This window comes from Streptomyces sp. NPDC051576 (genome assembly GCF_040681835.1).
Taxonomy (GTDB): Bacteria; Actinomycetota; Actinomycetes; order Streptomycetales; family Streptomycetaceae; genus Streptomyces.
Window position 1 is genome coordinate 309855 of the sequence record NZ_JBFAZO010000008.1, and the last position, 19010, is coordinate 328864.

Annotated in this window: 12 protein-coding genes; 7 read left to right on the forward strand and 5 right to left on the reverse strand. The window is 70.1% G+C overall.

Annotated features, from left to right (window positions below; genetic code table 11):
• Positions 1-84: 84 nt before the first annotated feature.
• Positions 85-1050, forward strand: coding sequence for a zinc-binding alcohol dehydrogenase family protein (locus AB0M63_RS27035; protein WP_366021219.1), 966 nt, complete (start codon positions 85-87; stop codon positions 1048-1050).
• Positions 1051-1351: 301 nt separating this feature from the next.
• Here the strand turns inward: AB0M63_RS27035 and AB0M63_RS27040 are convergent, their stop codons facing one another.
• Entirely contained in the window at positions 1352-4276 is a 2925-nt protein-coding gene (locus AB0M63_RS27040) for a SpoIIE family protein phosphatase (protein ID WP_366021220.1), read from the reverse strand.
• 359 nt (positions 4277-4635) lie between these two features.
• Here AB0M63_RS27040 and rutA point away from each other — a divergent pair, with 359 nt between their 5' ends.
• The 3 genes from rutA to AB0M63_RS27055 all read left to right on the forward strand — a co-directional run bounded on the left by rutA (position 4636) and on the right by AB0M63_RS27055 (position 7321).
• Positions 4636-5709, forward strand: coding sequence for a pyrimidine utilization protein A (gene rutA, locus AB0M63_RS27045; RefSeq protein ID WP_355908878.1), 1074 nt, complete (start codon positions 4636-4638; stop codon positions 5707-5709).
• A 22-nt stretch (positions 5710-5731) separates the two neighbouring features.
• Entirely contained in the window at positions 5732-6361 is a 630-nt protein-coding gene (locus AB0M63_RS27050) for an isochorismatase family protein (RefSeq protein WP_366021221.1), read from the forward strand.
• Positions 6362-6457: 96 nt separating this feature from the next.
• Complete coding sequence (locus AB0M63_RS27055; RefSeq protein WP_366021319.1) at positions 6458-7321, forward strand: lysozyme; 864 nt, start codon at positions 6458-6460, stop codon at positions 7319-7321.
• Positions 7322-7381: 60 nt separating this feature from the next.
• On the opposite strand, the gene AB0M63_RS27060 is transcribed toward AB0M63_RS27055, so the two are convergent.
• The 3 genes from AB0M63_RS27060 to AB0M63_RS27070 all read right to left on the reverse strand — a co-directional run bounded on the left by AB0M63_RS27060 (position 7382) and on the right by AB0M63_RS27070 (position 10404).
• Complete coding sequence (locus tag AB0M63_RS27060; RefSeq protein ID WP_355908884.1) at positions 7382-8989, reverse strand: cation acetate symporter; 1608 nt, start codon at positions 8987-8989, stop codon at positions 7382-7384.
• Entirely contained in the window at positions 8986-9417 is a 432-nt protein-coding gene (locus AB0M63_RS27065) for a DUF485 domain-containing protein (protein ID WP_355908887.1), read from the reverse strand. Before AB0M63_RS27065 ends, AB0M63_RS27060 begins: the two co-directional genes overlap by 4 nt.
• Before the next feature lie 213 nt (positions 9418-9630).
• Positions 9631-10404: a DUF2071 domain-containing protein gene (locus tag AB0M63_RS27070; protein WP_355908890.1), complete on the reverse strand. Its 774-nt coding sequence runs from the start codon at positions 10402-10404 to the stop codon at positions 9631-9633.
• 145 nt (positions 10405-10549) lie between these two features.
• Between AB0M63_RS27070 and AB0M63_RS27075 the strand changes: the two genes are divergently transcribed.
• Entirely contained in the window at positions 10550-11947 is a 1398-nt protein-coding gene (locus tag AB0M63_RS27075; RefSeq protein ID WP_355908893.1) for a DEAD/DEAH box helicase, read from the forward strand.
• An 18-nt stretch (positions 11948-11965) separates the two neighbouring features.
• On the opposite strand, the gene AB0M63_RS27080 is transcribed toward AB0M63_RS27075, so the two are convergent.
• Complete coding sequence (locus AB0M63_RS27080) at positions 11966-13672, reverse strand: carbohydrate binding domain-containing protein (RefSeq protein WP_366021222.1); 1707 nt, start codon at positions 13670-13672, stop codon at positions 11966-11968.
• Between the two features lie 221 nt (positions 13673-13893).
• Between AB0M63_RS27080 and AB0M63_RS27085 the strand changes: the two genes are divergently transcribed.
• Both AB0M63_RS27085 and AB0M63_RS27090 read left to right on the forward strand, forming a co-directional pair.
• A complete protein-coding gene (locus tag AB0M63_RS27085) occupies positions 13894-14673 on the forward strand; it encodes a class I SAM-dependent methyltransferase (protein ID WP_366021223.1) in 780 nt (259 codons plus the stop codon).
• Between the two features lie 917 nt (positions 14674-15590).
• Entirely contained in the window at positions 15591-18914 is a 3324-nt protein-coding gene (locus AB0M63_RS27090) for a lectin (RefSeq protein WP_366021224.1), read from the forward strand.
• The last annotated feature ends 96 nt before the right edge of the window (positions 18915-19010 follow it).

Consider the following 19010-nt stretch of genomic DNA (forward strand, 5'->3'; position numbering starts at 1 on the left):
TGTAAAGGTACGTGGCACCTACTATTTTAATTTGTGCCACGTACCAAAACCTTTGGGTCGCGTACCAACTTCGAGGAGAACCCCATGGACGTGCACGCCGCCGTCGTCAGCTCGTTCGACAACCCGCCCCGCTACGAACCCTTCGACCTGCCCGAACCCCGCGACGAGGACCAGGTGCTCGTCGACGTCCTCGCGGTGGGCCTGCACCCCCGGGTGCGCAGCGGAGCATCGGGCAGTCACTACACCAGCACCGGGAAGCTGCCCATGGTGCCCGGCGTCGACGGGGTCGGCAGGCGCGAGGACGGCCGGACGGTCTACTTCGTCGCCGACGAGGAACTCGTCGGCCCGATGGCCACCAGGACCGTCATCGACAGCCGCCGCAGCGTCGTACTGCCCGAGGGCGTGGACGTCGTGAAGATCGCCGCGGCGATGAACCCGGCCATGTCGTCCTGGGTGGCGCTGCGCCGGCGGGTCCCGATCGCTGCCGGGCGGTCGGTGCTGATCCTCGGCGCAACCGGCAACGCGGGGCAGATGGCCGTCCAGGTCGCCAAGCGGCTCGGCGCCGGCCGGGTCGTCGGCGCCGGCCGCGACCGGGCCCGCCTGGCGACCCTCGCCGGACTCGGCGCCGACGCGACCGTCGCGCTCACCGACGACGCCGACGCCACCGCGGCCGCCCTGGCCGAGGAGGCCGCCGAGGTCGACCTGGTCATCGACTACCTGTGGGGCAAGCCCGCCGGTGACGCGATCATGGCGCTGCTGCAGGCCCGCGCCGACCGCGGCCGTGCCCTGGACTGGATCCACATCGGCGCCATGGCCGGCCCGAGCGTCGAACTGCCCTCAGTGGCACTGCGTTCGGCGAACTTCCGCCTCCAGGGCGTCGGTCAGGGCGCGGTGTCGCCCAGGACGTACTTGGAGCAACTGCCGTCCCTCATCGACGAGATCGAGAACGGCGGCCTCGCGGTCACCGCCGACCCGGTCCCCCTCGCCGACGTCGAAACGGCGTGGAACGCACCCGACGTCCCGGGCATACGCACCGTCCTGGTGCCCTGAACCCAGCGCGATCACCAGCCAACTCATGCCGGAAGCGACCAAACTGAGGGAGCGTCATGCCGTGGAGCCGTAGCGTCGCCGGGTCCGCGGCGCCGCCCAGCGGCGACTCCCCATCGGCCAGCGCGAGTTGCACCGGCCCTCCCGCCACGTCCAGCGCGCTCTGAGAACCCGTCCACGGACACGGCGGTCCGCCGTCATCGTCACGCGCTCGCACCTCGCCGAACCCGCCGTCGAGGGCATCTCCCGGCCGGCGGCCCCTCCGGACGGACGGCACCGGCCAGCAGGCCCGGTCGCGCGTCTCTCAGCCCTCGTCCCCGAAGGGCAGCGCGTCGAGGTCCCCGGTGAAGTCCTCGACCTTCGGGAACATCAACTCCAGGGCGTCGGAAGGCAGTTCCTCCCGGACGCCCGAGGTGAGCAGTGACTGCTCCGTCCAGATGCATTTGCCGGTCGGTGTGTAGCGCGTGCCCCAGCGCTGGGAGAGCGCGGTGACCAGTTGCAGGCCGCGGCCGCCCTCGTCCGTGTCCGTGGCCCGCCGGATACGGGGCATCGTCAGGCTGCCGTCGAAGACCTCGCAGATCAACTCGGCGCCGTGGAGCAGGCGCAGACTGACCGGGCCCTTGGCGTGACGGACCACGTTGCCCACCAGCTCGCTGGCCAGGAGTTCCGTGGTCGAGGTCAGGTCCTCCAGACCCCACGTGCGCAGTTGCTCCCGGACGTGGCGGCGGGCCTGCCCCGCCGCTCGTGGATCCTCGGGCAGCGGCCAGGAGGCCACCCGGTCGCCCGTCAGGGCGTGGAGACGGGCGACGAGGAGCGCGGCGTCGTCGGCCGTCGGGTGTTCGGCGGGGAGCAGGCCCGCAGTGAGCGTGTCGCAGAGCTGCTCCAGGTCCGCCGGTCCGCCGGTGCCGGTGGTGTGCGCCGTGCTCAGCAGACGCGCGAGGTCGGCCATGCCCTCGTCCATCTCGCGCTTCGACGACTCCACCAGGCCGTCGGTGTAGAGCACCAGGAGACTTCCCTCCGGCACCTTCAACTCGACCGTCTCGAAAGGGGGTTCAGCGGCGCCGAGCGGCGGGTCGGCCGACAGCTGAGGGAAGTGCACCGTGCCGTCCGGGTGGACCACGGCCGGTGGCGGATGACCCGCCCCGGCGATGGAACAGATCTGGGTCGTCGAGTCGTAGAGCGCGTACAGACAGGTCACGTACGACTCCTCGCCCATACCGGCGACGAGTTCGTTGAGGTGGCTCATGATCTCGTCGGGCGGCAGCTCCAGGTCGGCGAGGGTGTGCAGCGCGGTGCGCAGCCGGCCCATGGTCGCCGCCTCCGGCAGACCGTGGCCCATCACGTCGCCCACCACCAGGGCGACTTGGCCGCCCGAGAGCGGGATGATGTCGTACCAGTCACCGCCCACGTCCATGCCCTGGCCCGCCGGGAGGTAACGGGCCGCCGCGGTGCACGCCGGCAGCTCGGGCAGGGCCCGGGGGAGCAGGCTCCGCTGGAGTTCGCGGGACCGGGTGTGCTCGGCGTCGTAGAGCCGGGCCCGTTCCAGAGCCTGGGCGACGAGGGCGCTGATCGTGGTCAGCAGGGTGCGTTCCTCGTCGGTGAGGCGGCGGGCGCGGTCGAAGGCCACGACGCAGACGCCGAAGGTGTGTCCGGACGCCGTCAGCGGCAGGAACGCCCACGCCTGTTTGGCGGCCCGGGACGGTCGGCCGGCCAGTTCGGGGTAGTGGGCCGTGTACTCCTCGACCGAGGAGAGGAACATCGGCAGACCGGACGCGATCACGTCCCAGGACGGCTCACCGGGCCCCTGGGCGCGGCCGTCGACGGTGGCCAGGAAGTCGTCCGGATAGCCGTCCGCCCCCACCGTATGCAGCCGGTCGCCCTCGACGGCCTGGACCAGGAGCCCGGTGGCGGCGAACGGCGGCAGCACCCGGCGGGCGACCGCGGCCACCACGTCCCGCGAGGTCGTCGCCTTGGCGAGAGCCGCCGTCAACTCGCCCATCCGGACGGCGCGTCGGGCCGCCGCCAGCTCGGACGCCCGGCGCTCCTCCTCGTGCTGCCGCTTCTCGGTGACATCGGTCAGATAGAGCGTGACGCCGTCGGGCCCCGGGACCAGCCGCAGGTGGTAGCGGCGGCCGGCGTCCCCCACCTGGGCGTCGAAACCGACGGGCTTCTCCTCCGCGGCGGCCTTCCGGCAGCGGTCCTCCAGACCCGGGACCTCCCGCGCCGTGGGCAGCTCCCACAGGAGGCGTCCGAACAGCTCCTCCTCGGAGAGGCCGAGGATGCGTTCCGCCTCCAGGTTGGCGAAGGTGATCCGCCACTCGTCGTCCACCGCGAGAAAACCGTCGCTCATATGGCGCAGGGCGCGGCTGAGCGAATCCCGGGCGGAGCGGGACTCGTTGCTCTCCCAGCCGACGCCGATCATCCGCTCGGCCTCGCCGTGCTCGTCGTAGGTCGCCCGGGCGCGGGCCCGGGTCCAGCCATACGTGCCGTCCAGGCGCCGTACCCGGTACTCGGCGTCGAACACGCCGTGGTCGCGGATCGCCCTGCCGACCGCGTCCAGGGTGGGCGCCAGATCGTCGGGGTGGACGATCCTCATCCAGTTCTCGACCCTGCCGGTGTAGTCCTCCGGTCTGGTGCCGTACAGCTCCAGGGCCGCCTCGTCCCACAGCAGGTCGCCGGTCTGGATGTTCCAGTCCCACGAACCGACACTGACCTCCTTCAGAGCCTGCCGAAGGCGGTCACGGTCGCCGGCCGACTCCGTCTGGGAGGGCCCTACGGGCGGCGGAGCCTGGCTCAGCCGTTCTTCGGCCCAGGCGACCAGATCCCGCAGGAAGTCCCACTGACGCGGAGTGGGCTCGCCCTGCTCGCCCATCAGGACCGTGAGCGCGCCGATGCTCCGGTCCCCGCTGGACAGCGGTACGGCGGCCAGACCGGTGCCGGGCCACACAGGGTCGCGGCCCACCGCCTGCACCCACACACCACTGCCCTGGTGCAGCGCCCGCGCCGGGGCCGTCGGGCCCTCCTGGTCGATGATCTCCCAGGGGCCGGTGAGGGCGGGCGGCAGTCCCGTCGACGAGACCAGCCGCAGCGCGGACATCGGACCACGCAGGTGGATCGCTCCACCGAGGGCGCCCAGCTCGGCCACCGCGTGCTGCAGTGCCAGCCGGAAGACCTCGCTCTCGGTGACGCCGGGGTCCACAGCTCCGAGCAGGGCCAGACGTGCGTTCATACCGTAAATTTTACCGTTCCCGCCTCATGTAACGCGGTGCTGCGCACGATTCACACCTTTTGCGCCGACTGCCGGGCAGGGCTCCCAACAGGCAGCATTCCAGGCCGAGTTGCATCGGCGTTCCGCCGGTGTCGCCTCGGACGTCCGGGTGACAATACTCGGCATCCGGGGGAACCGGACCCCGGAAATCAGGGTCCGGCGAGGGCCGGGTGTCCGGGCGGTCGCGGAGGTGGTGGCCGGTGCCGTTCGGAAGACCTGCCTCATGGCGCCCGACCACATCCGCAGGCATCCTGGAACCCCTTGATCACACACGCACGTTGTCACACCGTCAGGTTTTTCCCCTGCCCACGAGGAGCGGCATGGACATCGGCGTATTCATCCCGATCGGCAACAACGGCTGGCTGATATCGAAGAGTTCGCCCCAGTACCGGCCGAGCTTCGAGCTGAACAAGGCCATCGTGCAGAAGGCCGAGGAGCACGGGCTCGACTTCGCGCTGTCCATGATCAAGCTCAAGGGGTTCGGCGGCGAGACCGAGTTCTGGGACCACAACCTGGAATCGTTCACGCTGATGGCCGGCCTGGCCGCCGTGACGGAACGCATCAAGCTGTACGCCTCCACACCGATCCTCGCGCTGGAGCCCGCCATCGTCGCGCGCATGGCGGTGACCATCGACTCGATCGCCCCCGGCCGCTTCGGCATCAACATCGTCACCGGCTGGGCGCCCGGCGAGTACTCCCAGATGGGCCTGTGGCCCGGCGACCAGCACTTCGGCAACCGCTACGCCCGCGCCGCCGAGTACGTCACCGTGATGAAGGAGCTGTGGAGCGAGGGCGTCAGCAACTTCAAGGGCGAGTTCTACGAGATGGACGACTGTGTGCTGTCGCCGCGCCCGGCGGACGGGCACATCGACATCGTGGCGGCGGGACAGAGCACCACCGGAATACGGTTCGCGGCCGAGCACGCCGAGTACAACTTCATCCTGGGCAGCGGCGTCAACACCCCGCTCGCCCTGTCGGACACCACCGCCACGCTCGTGGACGCGGCGGCGGAGACCGGCCGTGACGTCGGCGCGCTCTCCCTCTTCATGGTCATCGCCGACGAGACCGACGACGCCGCCCGGGCGAAGTGGCAGGACTACCACGACAACGCGGACCTCGCCGCGCTGGCGTACATGGCCGGGGAGTCGGCCACCGACACCACCGCCGACGAGACGTCCACGGCCCGGACCATCGTGCTGCCCGAGGGCGCGGTGAACCTCAACATGGGCACGCTCGTGGGCTCGTACGAGACCGTCGCGAAGATGCTCGACGAAGTCGCGGAGGTCGCGGGCACCAAGGGCATCATGCTCGTCTTCGACGACTTCCTCGAAGGACTGGAGAACTTCGGCACACGCATCCAGCCCCTGATGAAGTCCCGCTCGCTTCCCCGGTAGGCACCGCACGAAAGGCGTCATCATGGCCGGTTCCCAGGAGGAGGACTACGAGCGCGCCGGGCTCGGCGGGCGGCTCACCCCCGGTTCCGCCCCCGCTCTCCTCCTGGTGGATCCCGCCCGTGCCTACGTCGATCCCGAGTGCCCGCTCTACGCCGGCGTCGAAGCGGCCGTCGACGCGATGAAGGTGCTGCTGTCCGACGCGCGCCGGGCCGGGATTCCGGTGATCGTCACACGGGTGCGGCTGCGGGCGGACGGCAGCGACGGCGGCGTCTTCCTCCGCAAGGTGCCGGCCCTGCGGGCGTTCGTCGAGGGCAGCCCTTTCGGTGACTTCATCGAAGGGCTGGCCCCGGCGGCGGACGAACTGACCGTGACGAAACAGAGCCCGAGCGCCTTCTTCGGCACCGGGCTGGCCGCCCGTCTCACGGCCATCGGGATCGACACCCTCGTCATCGGGGGACTGTCGACGAGCGGCTGCGTCCGCGCCACCGCCCTGGACGCCATGCAGCACGGGTTCGTGCCCGTCGTGGTCGAGGAGGCCGTCGGCGACCGCGATCCGGCGGTCCACGCGGCGAACCTCTTCGACATCGGCCACAAGATCGGCGAGGTCTGGTCCATCGGGCGGGTCCGCGAGTACCTCGCACCGCCCGGCTGACAGCCACCAGTTGCCCGGACAGCGGTCGCCGTCACCGGGACGGGAATGGTGCCATTGGCGGTACATGACGTGCGACACCGCACGCCCGACGGTCAGATGGAGGGCGTGCGAAGATCCATATCAAACACGTCATCCCGTTCCCGGTACAGCCGCTCACGCCTGCGCCTGACCGTGATCCTGTCCGGACTCCTCCTCACCGGGGCCGCCGTGCCCGCCGCGCCCGCGGCGACCGCCCCCACGCCGATACGCGGCAGCGCCTACATGGGCATGGGCGTCATGGCCCACGAAGGCACAGCCGGTACGCCCGACGCGATACCCCCGGCCACCCGGGCCGGGCAGACCGAGGGCGTCGACGTCTCCAGCCACCAGCGCGACGTCGCCTGGTCCACCCTGTGGAGCAGCGGCACCAGATGGGCCTACACGAAGGCCACCGAAGGCACCTCCTACCAGAACCCGTACTTCGCCGGGCAGTACGGCGGCGCGTACGGCGTCGGCATGGTCCACGGGGCGTACCACTTCGCCACGCCGGACTCCAGCAGCGGCACCGCGCAGGCCGACTACTTCGTCGACCACGGCGGCGGCTGGTCCGGCGACGGCCGCACCCTCCCCGGGGCTCTCGACATCGAGTGGAACCCCTACGGGGATTCCTGCTACGGCAAGTCCACCAGCGGAATGGTCAGCTGGATCGGTGACTTCCTGAAGCGCTACAAGGCCCGTACCGGCCGCGACGCCGTCATCTACACCTCCACCAGTTGGTGGACGAGTTGCACGGGCGGCTACCGCGGCTTCGGCTCCACCAACCCGCTCTGGGTCGCCCGGTACGCCTCCTCGGCGGGGACGCTCCCGGCGGGCTGGTCGGCGTACACGATGTGGCAGTACACCTCTTCCGGGGCAACGGTCGGCGACCACGACAGGTTCAACGGATCCCCGGACACACTGCGGGAGTTCGCCACCGGATGACCGAGCCGGGCACCGGGCTCCCGGAACGGCCTCCGGGACCCGGACCCGGCGTCACCGCCGTCATCCGCTCCGAGGATGCGACGGCCCGGCCAGCAGGACCGGCTCGATGGCTTCGTAGCGGTTGCGTTCGCGCGCGGTGGCCCTACGGCCCGACAGGACCGTTCCGAGCAGACCGCACAGGAAACCGACCGGGACCGACACCAGAGCCGTGGTCGTGAACGGGAACCAGTTGAAGTCGGCCTCGGGGAAAGCCGATTGAGGTGAGCCGGAGACAAGGTTGGTGCCGGTCATCAGGACGAGCACGCTGACGCTGCCGCCGATGAGTGTCCACAGCAGGCCGGTCCGCGTGTAGCGGCGCCAGAAGAGGCCGTAGACCAGAGCCGGGGCGATGGCCGAGGCGCCCAGGCAGAAGGACACGATGGCGAGCGGCTGCAGACTGCGGTGCTGGGCCAGCACCGCCAGCCCGATCACCGGGACGCCGACAGCGAGCGCGGCCAGCCGTGCCAGCGCCATCTCACGCAGCGGCGGCGTGCCGGTGCGGGCGACGACGTCGTGGGCAAGGGAGTTGGCGCACGCCAGCGTCATGCTGGCCACGGACGCCAGCAGGGTCAGGAAGATGGCCGTGGTGACGGTGGTGAACAACAGGCCCTCCGCGCGGGAGAGATCAGTACCGAACGCGGCCCGCGCCCCGAGGAGATAGGCGGTGTTGCCGCGCGGGTCCGCCGCCGCGATGGTCTTCCCGCCGATGAGGGCGGTGGCGCCCACGGCCACGACGGTCATGACCGCCATGAACAGGGCGACCGCCGAGACCGCCCAGGACATCGCCCGGCGCACCTGACGGGTGCTGCCGGCGGTGTACATCCGCATGGTGACGTGCGGCAGACAGGCGCCGCCCAGCACGATCGCGCACTGCGTGCTCACCATGTCGAGGGCGGGATGCTCGCCGCCCGCGAACTGGAGGCCGTAGCGCAGGTAGTTGGGGCCGGCGCCGCTGTTCTCCGCGGCGCTCTGGAAGAGGGTCCGGGGGCTCCAGCCGAAGGTGTGCAGGATGAGTGCGGCGACGACCAGCCCGGACCCGAGGAGGATCACCGTCTTCAGGATCTGGATCAGCGCGGTCCCTCGCATGCCCCCGATGGCGGCATACGTGATCATCAACGCGCCGGCCCCCACTACGCACCCGGTGCGCATGGCACTGTCGTCGAAGCCGAGGATGAACGCCAACAGCTGCCCCACACCGGCCAGTTGCACCACCATCATGGGCACCAGCGCCGCGAGGGTGACCAGGCACGCGGTGATACGCACCGCGCGGCCGGGCATACGGCGCCCGAGCACATCACCCATCGTGAACCTGCCCGTGTGATGCAGCGGTTCGGCCAGCAGGAACATCAGGAGTAGGAGCGAGAGCAGGGTGCTCAGGGCCAGTACGACACCGTCGTAGCCGCACAGCGCGATGATCCCGCCGACCGTGAGGACGGTGGCCGCGGAGATGTAGTCACCGGCGATGGCCAGGCCGTTGCGCAGCGGCGACAGGAAGCGGTAGCCGGTGTAGAACTCGTCGAGGTCCTCCCGGTCGGGACCGGTGATCACACACAGCAGGAGCGTGAGGGTCACGACACTGCAGAACGCCACGAGGGACCAGGACTGCGCGGCGCCCTTGAAGTCCGTCACGACGCCTCCCCTTCACGAGCCTGGGCGGCCTGTCGGCGCACCCGGCGGGCGAGCGGATCGACGAACCGGCGCGCGGTGGTCTCGTAGAAAATGACGGCCAACCAGGTGACAGGGACCTGCACCAGCGCCAGGAACAGCCCGGCGGGCAGACCGCCAGGGGCTGGACGGGTCATCACGGAGGGGACTTCGACGGTGAGGGTGAGGAAGACGGCGAAGTAGCCGAGCGCGGCGAACGCGGCCACCCGCCGCTGCCAGCGGCAGGCCCGGCGCAGCAGCCGCAGATCGCGGTGCGGTCCCGTCCAAGAACGAGCGCGGACCACCGGTCGACGCTCGATCTCCGGGGTCGGCGACCGCGGTGCAGGGGTGGGGGAGGCGTGCCGTCCGGACCGGTGCTGAAGCGGGTATAACTCGGAACTGTCGGAGGACATCCCAAGGTCTCCTAGCGGGTCGTGGGCCCCAAAAGGTGTGGACCGCGGGAACGCGTGTGCGGTCCGGCATCCGCACGCTATGCGGGTGCCGGACCGTGCGCAGGAGTTCCGGAGAACTTCCTGGTGAGGGCCGCTACGGCGCTCTGACCTCGGATGTTGTGGATGTGCAGGGTGTGATGCGAGCTCACGGCAGTGCCGCGTGGGACCCGGACCTCAAGGCGTGGCGATGCCGGCCGAAGCGCGGGGTGGGCGGGTGAAGCGGACCGGGACCCCGGGGGAGTAGAGGACGCTGACCGGTGGCCCGGCCGGGGCGGGCAGGCCGGCCGTGGTCACGAGGTTCTCCTCGCAGTGCAGAAGGTCGGCCCGGTGCAGCGGCCAGCGGGGATGTGTGTTCGGCAGATAGCGGGAGCGGCCGAAGAAGGCGCTGTGCATGCCCCAGCGGGCGGTGAGGAAGTGTTCGAGTTCGGTCGGATCCTGCACCCGCTCGCCGATCCGTATCGCGAGGCTGCTGTGCGCACTGCGGGGACCGGGCCAGCGCCGCCTGCTGGTGTAGGTGACCGCGGTGCCCTCGCGGCGGATCTCCATCCGCGACCAGACGTACGGCAACCGGAACGCGGTCCGGCCGACGGCGACGGGGATCAGGCGGGAGGCGTCCAGGGAGCGGAAGACCACGCCGCGTCGGCCGTGGGCGTCCACCGAGTAGAGGCGGACATTGGTCTCCGGGAAGGTGCCGAGGTAGGGGACACCGGGAAGACGGAACCATCCGACGCGGTGCATCCGGAAGGCGACGAGACCGACGTAGGTGGTGCCGTGCAGAGTGTCCGGCCGGGTACCGGCAGGCAGCAGCGGGGCGACGTCCGCCGGGTCGGCGGCCCAGTGGAGGAAGGCCAGATCGAGCCAGGACTGGGTGAGGAGGGGCCGGTCCGCGGTGTGCGGGGGATCGGCCGTTATCGGTTCGGGTTCCACGGCGAGCTGCGGCTGCGGCATGGGGCCAGTATGGCGAAGCCCCCTGAGCGGCCGGTGCCCCGGGCGTCCGCTGGTAAAATGGGGCAACGCTTCGACGCAGCCGGGGCCCGTACCAAGGGGTACGGGCCCCGGCGCGTTGTGGCCATCAGACCGAGGAAGGTTCTCCATGAACGCGAAGCCGCCGGCGTCCGGATTCTCCCGTGCCGACGAGCACGGGTCTCCGGCAGCACCGGGGACGGCACCGGCGGGTCGGCCGCCCGCCGCTTCGTTCGACGCGCTCGGGCTGCCGCCCGAACTGGTCGGGACGATGACCGGCCTCGGGGTGACGGAGCCCTTCCCGATCCAGGCGGCGACTCTGCCCGACGCGCTGGCCGGCCGGGATGTCCTGGGCCGGGCGCGCACCGGCTCCGGCAAGACGCTGGCTTTCGGGCTCGCGCTGCTTGTGCGGACCGCGGGCCTGCGGGCGGAGTCGAAGCGACCGCTCGCGCTGGTCCTGGTGCCGACCCGGGAGCTCGCACAGCAGGTGGCCGACGCGCTGGCGCCGTACGCGCAGACGATGGGTGTGCGGCTGGCGACGGTGGTAGGCGGCCTGTCGATCAACCGGCAGACCGCGCTGCTGCGCACCGGCGCCGAGGTGGTCGTCGCGACGCCGGGACGGCTGGCCGATCTCGTGTCGCGCCGGGACTGCCACCTCAACCAGGTGCGGATCACGGTCCTGGACGAGGCGGACCAGATGTGCGACCTGGGGTTCCTGCCACAGGTCTCGGAGATCCTGGACCAGGTCCGCCCCGACGGGCAACGGCTCCTGTTCTCGGCCACGCTCGACCGCGATGTCGACCAACTGGTCCAGAACTACCTTCACGACCCGGTCGTGGCGTCCGTCGACCAGGCCGCGGGCTCGGTCACGACGATGGAACACCACGTGCTGAACATCCACGGCGCCGACAAGTACGCGACGGCGACCGAGATCGCCGCGAGGGACGGCCGGGTGCTGATGTTCCTGGACACCAAGGCCGGTGTGGACCAGTTCACCCGCCACCTGCGGGCCAGCGGGGTACGGGCCGCCGCCCTGCACAGCGGCAAGTCGCAGCCCCAACGCACGCACACGCTCGCCCAGTTCAAGAACGGCGAGGTCACCGTACTGGTGGCCACCAACGTCGCCGCCCGCGGCATCCACATCGACGCGCTCGACCTCGTCGTCAATGTCGACCCGCCCGCCGACGCCAAGGACTACCTGCACCGGGCCGGCCGCACGGCACGCGCCGGGGAGTCCGGGCGCGTGGTCACCCTGGTCACCCAAGGCCAACGGCGCGAGGTGAACCGGATGATGTCCGACGCCGGCATCCGTCCGACCGCCACACAGGTGCGCTCGGGCGAGGAGAAGCTGACCGCCATCACCGGCGCCAAACGCCCGCCGACCGCGCCCAAGGCCAGCGGCGGCAACGCCCCCTTCCGAGGCATCGGCACCCGTCCGGGCCGCCCCGCCAAGGAGTCCCGCAAGGCCGCCGAGGCCCGTAAGGCCGCGGAGGCCCGCGCGGCGGCCCGGGTGCGCAGGAGCCGTTAGATCTCGTCCTCGGTGCCCTCAGGCGAGGGTGAAGTCGTCGGCGTTGACGTTGGATTGGCCGTACCAGCCGTGGACGTAGACGCTGACCGCGCCACTGCTGCCGGTGGTGAAGCTGACCTTGAGCTGGTTCCAGGTCGAGCTGTTCGACCAGGTGCTCGCGGAGGCGCCGCCCGTGACACCGAGGTAGGCGTACGGGCCCTGCACCCAGGCGGTGAGCGTGTAGGTCGTGTTGGGGGACAGGGCGACGCTCTGGTCGCATTCGCCGGTGCCGCTGGAGCTCGGGGTGACCTGGAGACTGTGGCTGCCGCTGTGGACCGGCGTCGAGACCACCGCACTGCCGCCCGTGCAGGTCCAGGGGCTGAGGCTGCCGGTCTCGAAGCCGGCGTTGGCCAGCGAGCCCCCTCCACCCCCGCCGCTTCCACTGCTGGTGACCGTGAGCGTGTAGGTCGCGCTGTGGCTGCCGCTCGCGGCGGTGCCGGTGACGGTGATCGGATAGGTACCGGCGGCCACGGACGAGCCGACCGTCGCCGTCAGTGTCGAACTCCCGCCGGATGTCACGGATCCCGGGCTGAAGGAGACACTCACGCCGGAGGGAGCGCCCGAGGCGGAGAGGCCGACGGACTCGGCGCTGCCGGAGGTGACGGCGGTGGACACGGCCGTGGTCGCCGAAGCGCCCTGGGCGACCGAGGCGGAGCCCGGTGACAGGGACAGGGAGAAGTCGGTGGTGGTGCCTCCGCCGCCGCCCGAGCTGCCCTCGTAGGGCACGAACGCGTCGGTGAACGCGAGGCTGTTCTGGCTGATCTCACTGCACGTGGGCAGCGAGTTGGCGCTTCCGCCGCACGCCTGGTCCCGGGTGATCGCCCAGAACGCGAGCCGCCCGACACCGTTCTGCGCGGCGAAGCTCTCCACCGTCTGGGCATCCGCCAGGGTGAAGGTGGAACCGTCGTCGTTCTTGCCGATCATCGGAGTGATGCCGAGGTTGGCGTAGGTGTAACCGGAGTCGACGGACTGCATCTGCGCCAGGGTGGCCTTGGCCGCGGAGACCGCGCCCTGGCCCATCTCGGTGCCGGTGCCCGCGTAGTAGTCCATGGCCATGATGTTGACCACGTCGATCTTGACGCCCGCGTTCTTCGCGGCCTTGAGGATGTTGACGCCGTCACCCGTGAGCCCGCTCGTCAGCACCGGCAGGGTCATGGAGAACTGCAGGTTGGGGTTGGACGCCTTGAGGTCCTTCATCGCCTGCATCTGGCGGGCCGCGGCCGCGGTGTCCGCGATCGCGGCGCCTTCGATGTCGAAGTCGAGCTGGGTGACGCCGTAGTCGTTGATGATGGCCTGGTATCCGGCGTCGATGCTGCTCTGGTTCGAGCACGTCCAGGCGAGCGGCTCACCGCTGGCTCCGCCGGAGGAGACGATGACGGAGGCGCCCTCGGACTTCGCCCTGGCGATCTCGGGGTCGGTGTAGGAGTCGTTGCCGATGGGGAGCGTGTCGCCCCATATCTGCGTGCAGCCGACGCCGAGTACGAAGGCCGCTGTGTACGCCTTCAGGTGGTGTCCGGTGATGGCGGTGTCGAGCAGACCTTCCTGACTGTTCGACATGTCGACGTAGGGAGCCACGGAGTAGACGCTGCTCGCTGCGGCGCTGCTCGCGGGGGCCAGGGCGACGGTGGCGCCGGTGAGCGAGAGCGCGAGGGCGGACACGGAAGCCGCCAGTCTTGCAAGGTGCATGACAGTGACACCTCTCGGGATGCCCGTCGGGGCGGAGTGGTGGGGGTGGAGGTGAGAGCCGTGAAGGGTATTGGTACATACCAAACAGCTCGCAGAACCCTCCGTCAAGAGGACTAGACCAACTGGGCCCGCCCTGGGCTCCGTTCGCATCGGCCCGGGTCAACTCCCGCAGCGCTAAAACGCGTTGATCGCGATCCAGCCGCCTGACTACGTTGGCCGCCATGACGATCACCCCGGACGCCGCCGACTGGCGCGCGGCCAACCGCGCCAACTGGGACGAACGCGTTCCGATTCACGTCGCCGGCCCGTTCTACGACCTTCCCGGCTTCGTCGCGGGCGGGGACACGCTCCGGGACTTCGAACTCGCCGAGGTCGGTGATGTCGCCGGCAGGACGCTGCTTCACCTCCAGTGCCACATCGGCCTGGACACGCTCTCCTGGTATCGGCGCGGAGCCGTCGTCACCGGCCTCGACTTCTCCGCGCCCGCCGTCGACGTGGCCAGGGACCTCGCCGCGCGGATCGGCGCTGCCGCCGATGCCCGCTTCGTGACCGCCGACGTGTACGACGCCGTAGCCGCGCTTGACGGGCAGACCTTCGACACCGTCTACACCGGATTCGGCGCGCTGTGCTGGCTTCCGGACATAACCCGGTGGGCGCAGACGGCGGCCGCGCTCGTCGCGCCGGGAGGCTTTCTCTATCTGGCGGAGTTCCACCCCTTCGCAGATGTCCTGGCCGAGGACGGCCGTTCCATCGAGGGCGACTACTTCCGGCGCGCCCCCATCGTCGTCGACGAGCCCGGCACGTACGCCGACCCCGGTGCCCTGACCTCCGCGACGCTGACTGTCGAGTGGCGGCATGGCATCGGCGATGTGGTCAGCGCGCTGGCTGCCGCCGGCCTTCGAGTGGAGTTCCTGCACGAGCACGGCCATGGGCACTTCCGGCTTCCTGAGGGGTTGGGGGTCCCGCAGGTGTACTCGGTGCGTGCGGCGAAGGGGTGGTGAGGGGGCCGGTGGACTTCGTGGACTGGTTTGTCGCAGCGGTCTGTTGATGGCTGCAGCGAGGGTGGATTCTTCGGAGCGGACGGCGCGATTGTCGTACGGCGTGGTCCTGGCGTGCTGGCTTCCGAGTCGGTAACTCACCTGGGCGCACGTCGACTTGGACCTCCAGTGCCGGTAGCCGACATCTACCCGACTGGCGTCGAGCTGTCCCGGGTGACTCCGGGCGCTTACGTACTTCGCGACCGCACGGAGTGGATCCATCGGTCCCGAGCCCTGCCCGCCGAGGCCCGGTTCGGCGGAGGGTCGAAGGCTGTCGACCCGGGTAACGTGCGTCTCCCGGCGTCGGGTTGACCTAGTGCTGGGAAAGTCTTGGCGGAATGGCTACCGCACGTCTTGCACAGGTGCGTCTCCCGGGCCGGACCCCGTCTCTGGGGCGCGTTTGCGATGGGGTTTGCGCCCGAGGGTGAGCGGGGCGGGTGTGACGGGAATCCGTGAACGGTGCGTTGTCGGCGAGTGGCGGTGCGTGTCCTGGGTAATGCGGCGGGAGTGGCCGCGAGCAGGCCGCAACTCCCGCAGGCTTGCTGATGGTTGAGCTCAACCTCCAACCCGGAGCCGTGCCGCCCCGCCCCCACCCCTCCCCGCGAACTTCGCTTTCAGAAAGTCCCGTTGACCTCGTTGACATGCCATCAACACACGCGTTTCACTCGACACTCGTGCATGGCAACGTTGTCAGGCCGGCCGTGGGAGTGACCGGAACCGTTGCCTGTCGCCGGCACTCCGGTGTCTTTCGGTGCGCCGGCATCTGATGTGCGAAGCACGAACTGCTGCGGAGGCAACCGATGGTGAGACCCCGACGTTCAGCCGCACGACCCGACCGCGCAAGATTCCGCCAACGCCTCGCCGTGATCTGCGTTCTGGGCATGGCAGCCCTTCCGCTTCCGGCGATCGGCAGCGCCGCCGCCGCGAGTGCCGCGACGCCGGCTCTGGTGACGGACCCCGCGGCCCTGGTCAACCCCCTCATCGGCACCTCCGGTGCCGTGGACACCTTCCCCGGGCCCGACATGCCGGCCGGCATGGTCCAGTGGGGTCCCGACACGACGCCCGACCGGCCCGACGGCGGCGGCTACGAGTACAACGACAAGAAGATCTCCGGCTTCAGCCTCACCCATGTGTCGGGCCCCGGCTGTCCCGTCGCGGGCGACCTGCCCATCCTGCCGGTGACCGGCGCACTGTCGGGCAACCTCAGCGACGCGTCCGCGGGCTTCAGCCACGACGACGAGCAGGCGGGGATCGGCTCCTACAAGGTCACCGACGCGAACGGCGTCCAGACCGAGTTGACCGACACCACCCGCGCCGGTCTGGGGCGTTTCACCTTCCCCGCGGGGCAGCAGGCGAACCTGCTGTTCAAGCTCAGCGGCGGTGCGACGCAGGTCGACGGAACCCGCGTCCAGGTGGTGAACGACAAGGAGATCAGCGGCGCGATCGACAGCGGCCACTTCTGCGGTGCCGCCAACAGGTACACCCTGCACTTCGACATCAAGTTCGACCAGCCGTTCACCGCGAGCGGCACCTGGGTCGGCGGCACCATCAACCCCGACGCGACCTCGCTCAAGGCAGGAAAGGTCCAACAGGCCCCGAAGACCTCGAAGTCGGCGCCGTTGAAGGAGAAGCACTTCACCGTCCCGGCGAAACCGGCCCCGACGATCCACGCGAGCGGGAACAAGAAGTCCGGTACTCCGTCCCCCTCCGCGAGCGCCGCACCTCGCTCCTCCGCCGCGACCAAGGCCGCGCAGCCCCCCACGACCGGCGCGAACGGCATGTATCTGACCTTCGACACCGCCGCGAACCCCACGGTGAACGCGAAGGTCGGCATCTCGTACACGAGTGACGTGGGAGCGGCGAACAACCTCTCCACCGAGATCAAGAAGTGGGATGTCGCCGCCGTCGAGAAGGCCAACCACGATGCCTGGAACGGGGTGTTGACGAAGCTTCAGGTCGGTGGCGGCTCCTCGGACCAGCAGACGCAGTTCTACACCGCGCTCTATCACGCACTGCTGCACCCGAACGTCTTCTCCGACGACGACGGGCAGTACATGGGCATGGACAACCAGGTCCACAAGCTGGCCAAGGGGCAGAAGGCCCAGTACGCCAACTACTCCGGCTGGGACACCTACCGCTCCCAGACGCAGTTGATGGCGATGGTCGAGCCCAAGGTCGCAGGTGACGTCGTCACATCGATGCTCAACGGATACGACCAGACCGGCCTGTTGCCCAAGTGGGCCTCGAACAACGGCGAGAGCTATGTGATGGTCGGTGACCCGGCCGCCGGGATCATCGCCGACGCGTACGCCTTCGGCGCGACGAACTTCGACACCGCCAAGGCGCTCGCCGCCCTCCAGCACGAGGCCACCGTCCCGAACAACGACCGCCCCGGCGAGTCCGTACGGGACGCGAAGGGCTATCTCCCGCTGGACGAGGGCGACTACGGCTGCTGCAACTTCTACGGCCCGGTCTCCACGCAACTGGAGTACGACTCCGCCGACTACGCCGTGGCCGCGTTCGCGAAGTCGCTGGGCAAGACGGCCGTCTACGAGAAGTTCGCCACCCGCGCCCAGGACTGGATGAACGTCTTCAACCCGCAGACCGGCTACATGCAGGCCAAGAACAGCGACGGCCAGTTCGCGAGCGGTTTCACCCCCGGCACCTCCAACGGCTTCGTGGAGGGCACCTCCGCCCAGTACACGCCGATGGTCCCCTTCAACCTCCAGCAGCTCATCCAGGCCCGCGGCGGCGCCAAGGCGTACTCGTCCTACCTGGACAGCCTGCTCGACGACATCACGCATCCCGGCAACACCGACGCCGACCTGAGCAACGAGCCCAGTGTGGAGATCCCCTGGGAGTACGACTACACGGGCCAGCCGTGGAAGACCCAGGCTGCTGTCCGCGCGGCCCAGCAGGACCTGTACTTCAACGCGCCGGTCGGCTCGTTCGGCAACGACGACCTCGGCGCGATGAGCTCCTGGTACGTCTGGTCCGAACTCGGCATGTACCCGGAGACCCCGGGCACGGACACCCTGGCGCTCGGCAGCCCGGCGTTCCCGGTGGCCAAAGTGACCCTCGGCAACGGCAAGACCGTGGGGATCAACGCTCCGCAGGCCGCGCCGGACGCGCCGTACGTGCAGGCTCTCGCCGTCAAGGGCAAGGCGTGGGACAACTCCTGGCTGAGCTATCAGCAGTTCCAGGGCGCGGGCACGCTCGACTTCACGCTCGGCAGCCGGCCCAACACCTCCTGGGCGTCCGGCACTTCGGCGGCACCGCCGTCGGACACCACGGGCGGCGGCCGGGTGCTGGCCGCGACCGGTCCCAGCAACGGGCTGGTCCTTCAGCCGGGCGCGTCCGGTGACAGCACGCTCGACCTGACCAACCTCGGCAGCAAGGCAGTCACGGTCGACTGGAAGGCGACGGCGCCCTCGGGCGTCACGGTGGACACGTCGTCCGGCTCGCTGACGGTCCCCGCGACGGGCAGCGCCGAGGCGAAGGTCCAGGTCACGGCGGGCGCGAGCGAGGGAACCTACCCGGTCACCTTCGCGCTGACCGATCACAGCACCGGGGCGGCGCTGAGCGGGGCGACCCTCCGCGTGGCCGTCGCCAAGGCCGGCGCCCTGTGGCCGTACGACACCAACGAGGGCATCTACCCGGACGGCACCACCTTCTCGGGCGGCTTCGACAACGGAGGCTGGGCGTTCTCCCAGAACGCCCTGTCGGCGGCGGGCGTCACGAGCGGCTCGACCGTCACTGCCGACGGCATCTCCTACACCTGGCCGACGGTGACGTCCGGGCAGTTGGACAACCTGGAGATGGGCGGCCAGACCATCACGATGCCGGCCGGCACATCGGGCGCCTCGCTGGGCCTGCTGGGCACCGCGACCAACGCGCCGACCGACGGCAGCGGGGTCTCGGGCACGGTGACCGTCACCTACACCGACGGCACCACCGCCCAGGCGACGATCGGGTTCTCGGACTGGACGCTCAACGGCGGCGGCACCAAGCCCCTCCCGGGGGACACGACCGCTGTCACGACGGCCTACCGGAACACCGGGAGCGGGGGCCGGGACACCGTCAAGGCCTATGTCTTCGCCACGAAGGTCCCGCTGGACGCGTCCAAGCAGGTCGCCTCGATCACCCTGCCGGTGACGGGCTCCTCGGGCGCCGACCACCTGTTCGCGTACGGCTTCGGTCAATGACGCAGTCGATGTGCCGGCGGTCCTGACGACGCCGGGCCGGTTCCCGGACGTGAGCCCGGGAACCGGCCCCTCGACCGAGTTCTCCCGCCCCATTGT

Bases quoted from the DNA above. Each gene is read 5' to 3' on its own strand.
- AB0M63_RS27035 (WP_366021219.1), top strand. From the start codon at position 85: ATGGACGTGCACGCCGCCGTCGTCAGCTCGTTCGACAACCCGCCCCGC.
- AB0M63_RS27040 (WP_366021220.1), bottom strand. From the start codon at position 4,276: ATGAACGCACGTCTGGCCCTGCTCGGAGCTGTGGACCCCGGCGTCACC.
- rutA (WP_355908878.1), top strand. From the start codon at position 4,636: ATGGACATCGGCGTATTCATCCCGATCGGCAACAACGGCTGGCTGATA.
- AB0M63_RS27050 (WP_366021221.1), top strand. From the start codon at position 5,732: ATGGCCGGTTCCCAGGAGGAGGACTACGAGCGCGCCGGGCTCGGCGGG.
- AB0M63_RS27055 (WP_366021319.1), top strand. From the start codon at position 6,458: ATGGAGGGCGTGCGAAGATCCATATCAAACACGTCATCCCGTTCCCGG.
- AB0M63_RS27065 (WP_355908887.1), bottom strand. From the start codon at position 9,417: ATGTCCTCCGACAGTTCCGAGTTATACCCGCTTCAGCACCGGTCCGGA.
- AB0M63_RS27070 (WP_355908890.1), bottom strand. From the start codon at position 10,404: ATGCCGCAGCCGCAGCTCGCCGTGGAACCCGAACCGATAACGGCCGAT.
- AB0M63_RS27075 (WP_355908893.1), top strand. From the start codon at position 10,550: ATGAACGCGAAGCCGCCGGCGTCCGGATTCTCCCGTGCCGACGAGCAC.
- AB0M63_RS27080 (WP_366021222.1), bottom strand. From the start codon at position 13,672: ATGCACCTTGCAAGACTGGCGGCTTCCGTGTCCGCCCTCGCGCTCTCG.
- AB0M63_RS27085 (WP_366021223.1), top strand. From the start codon at position 13,894: ATGACGATCACCCCGGACGCCGCCGACTGGCGCGCGGCCAACCGCGCC.
- AB0M63_RS27090 (WP_366021224.1), top strand. From the start codon at position 15,591: ATGGCAGCCCTTCCGCTTCCGGCGATCGGCAGCGCCGCCGCCGCGAGT.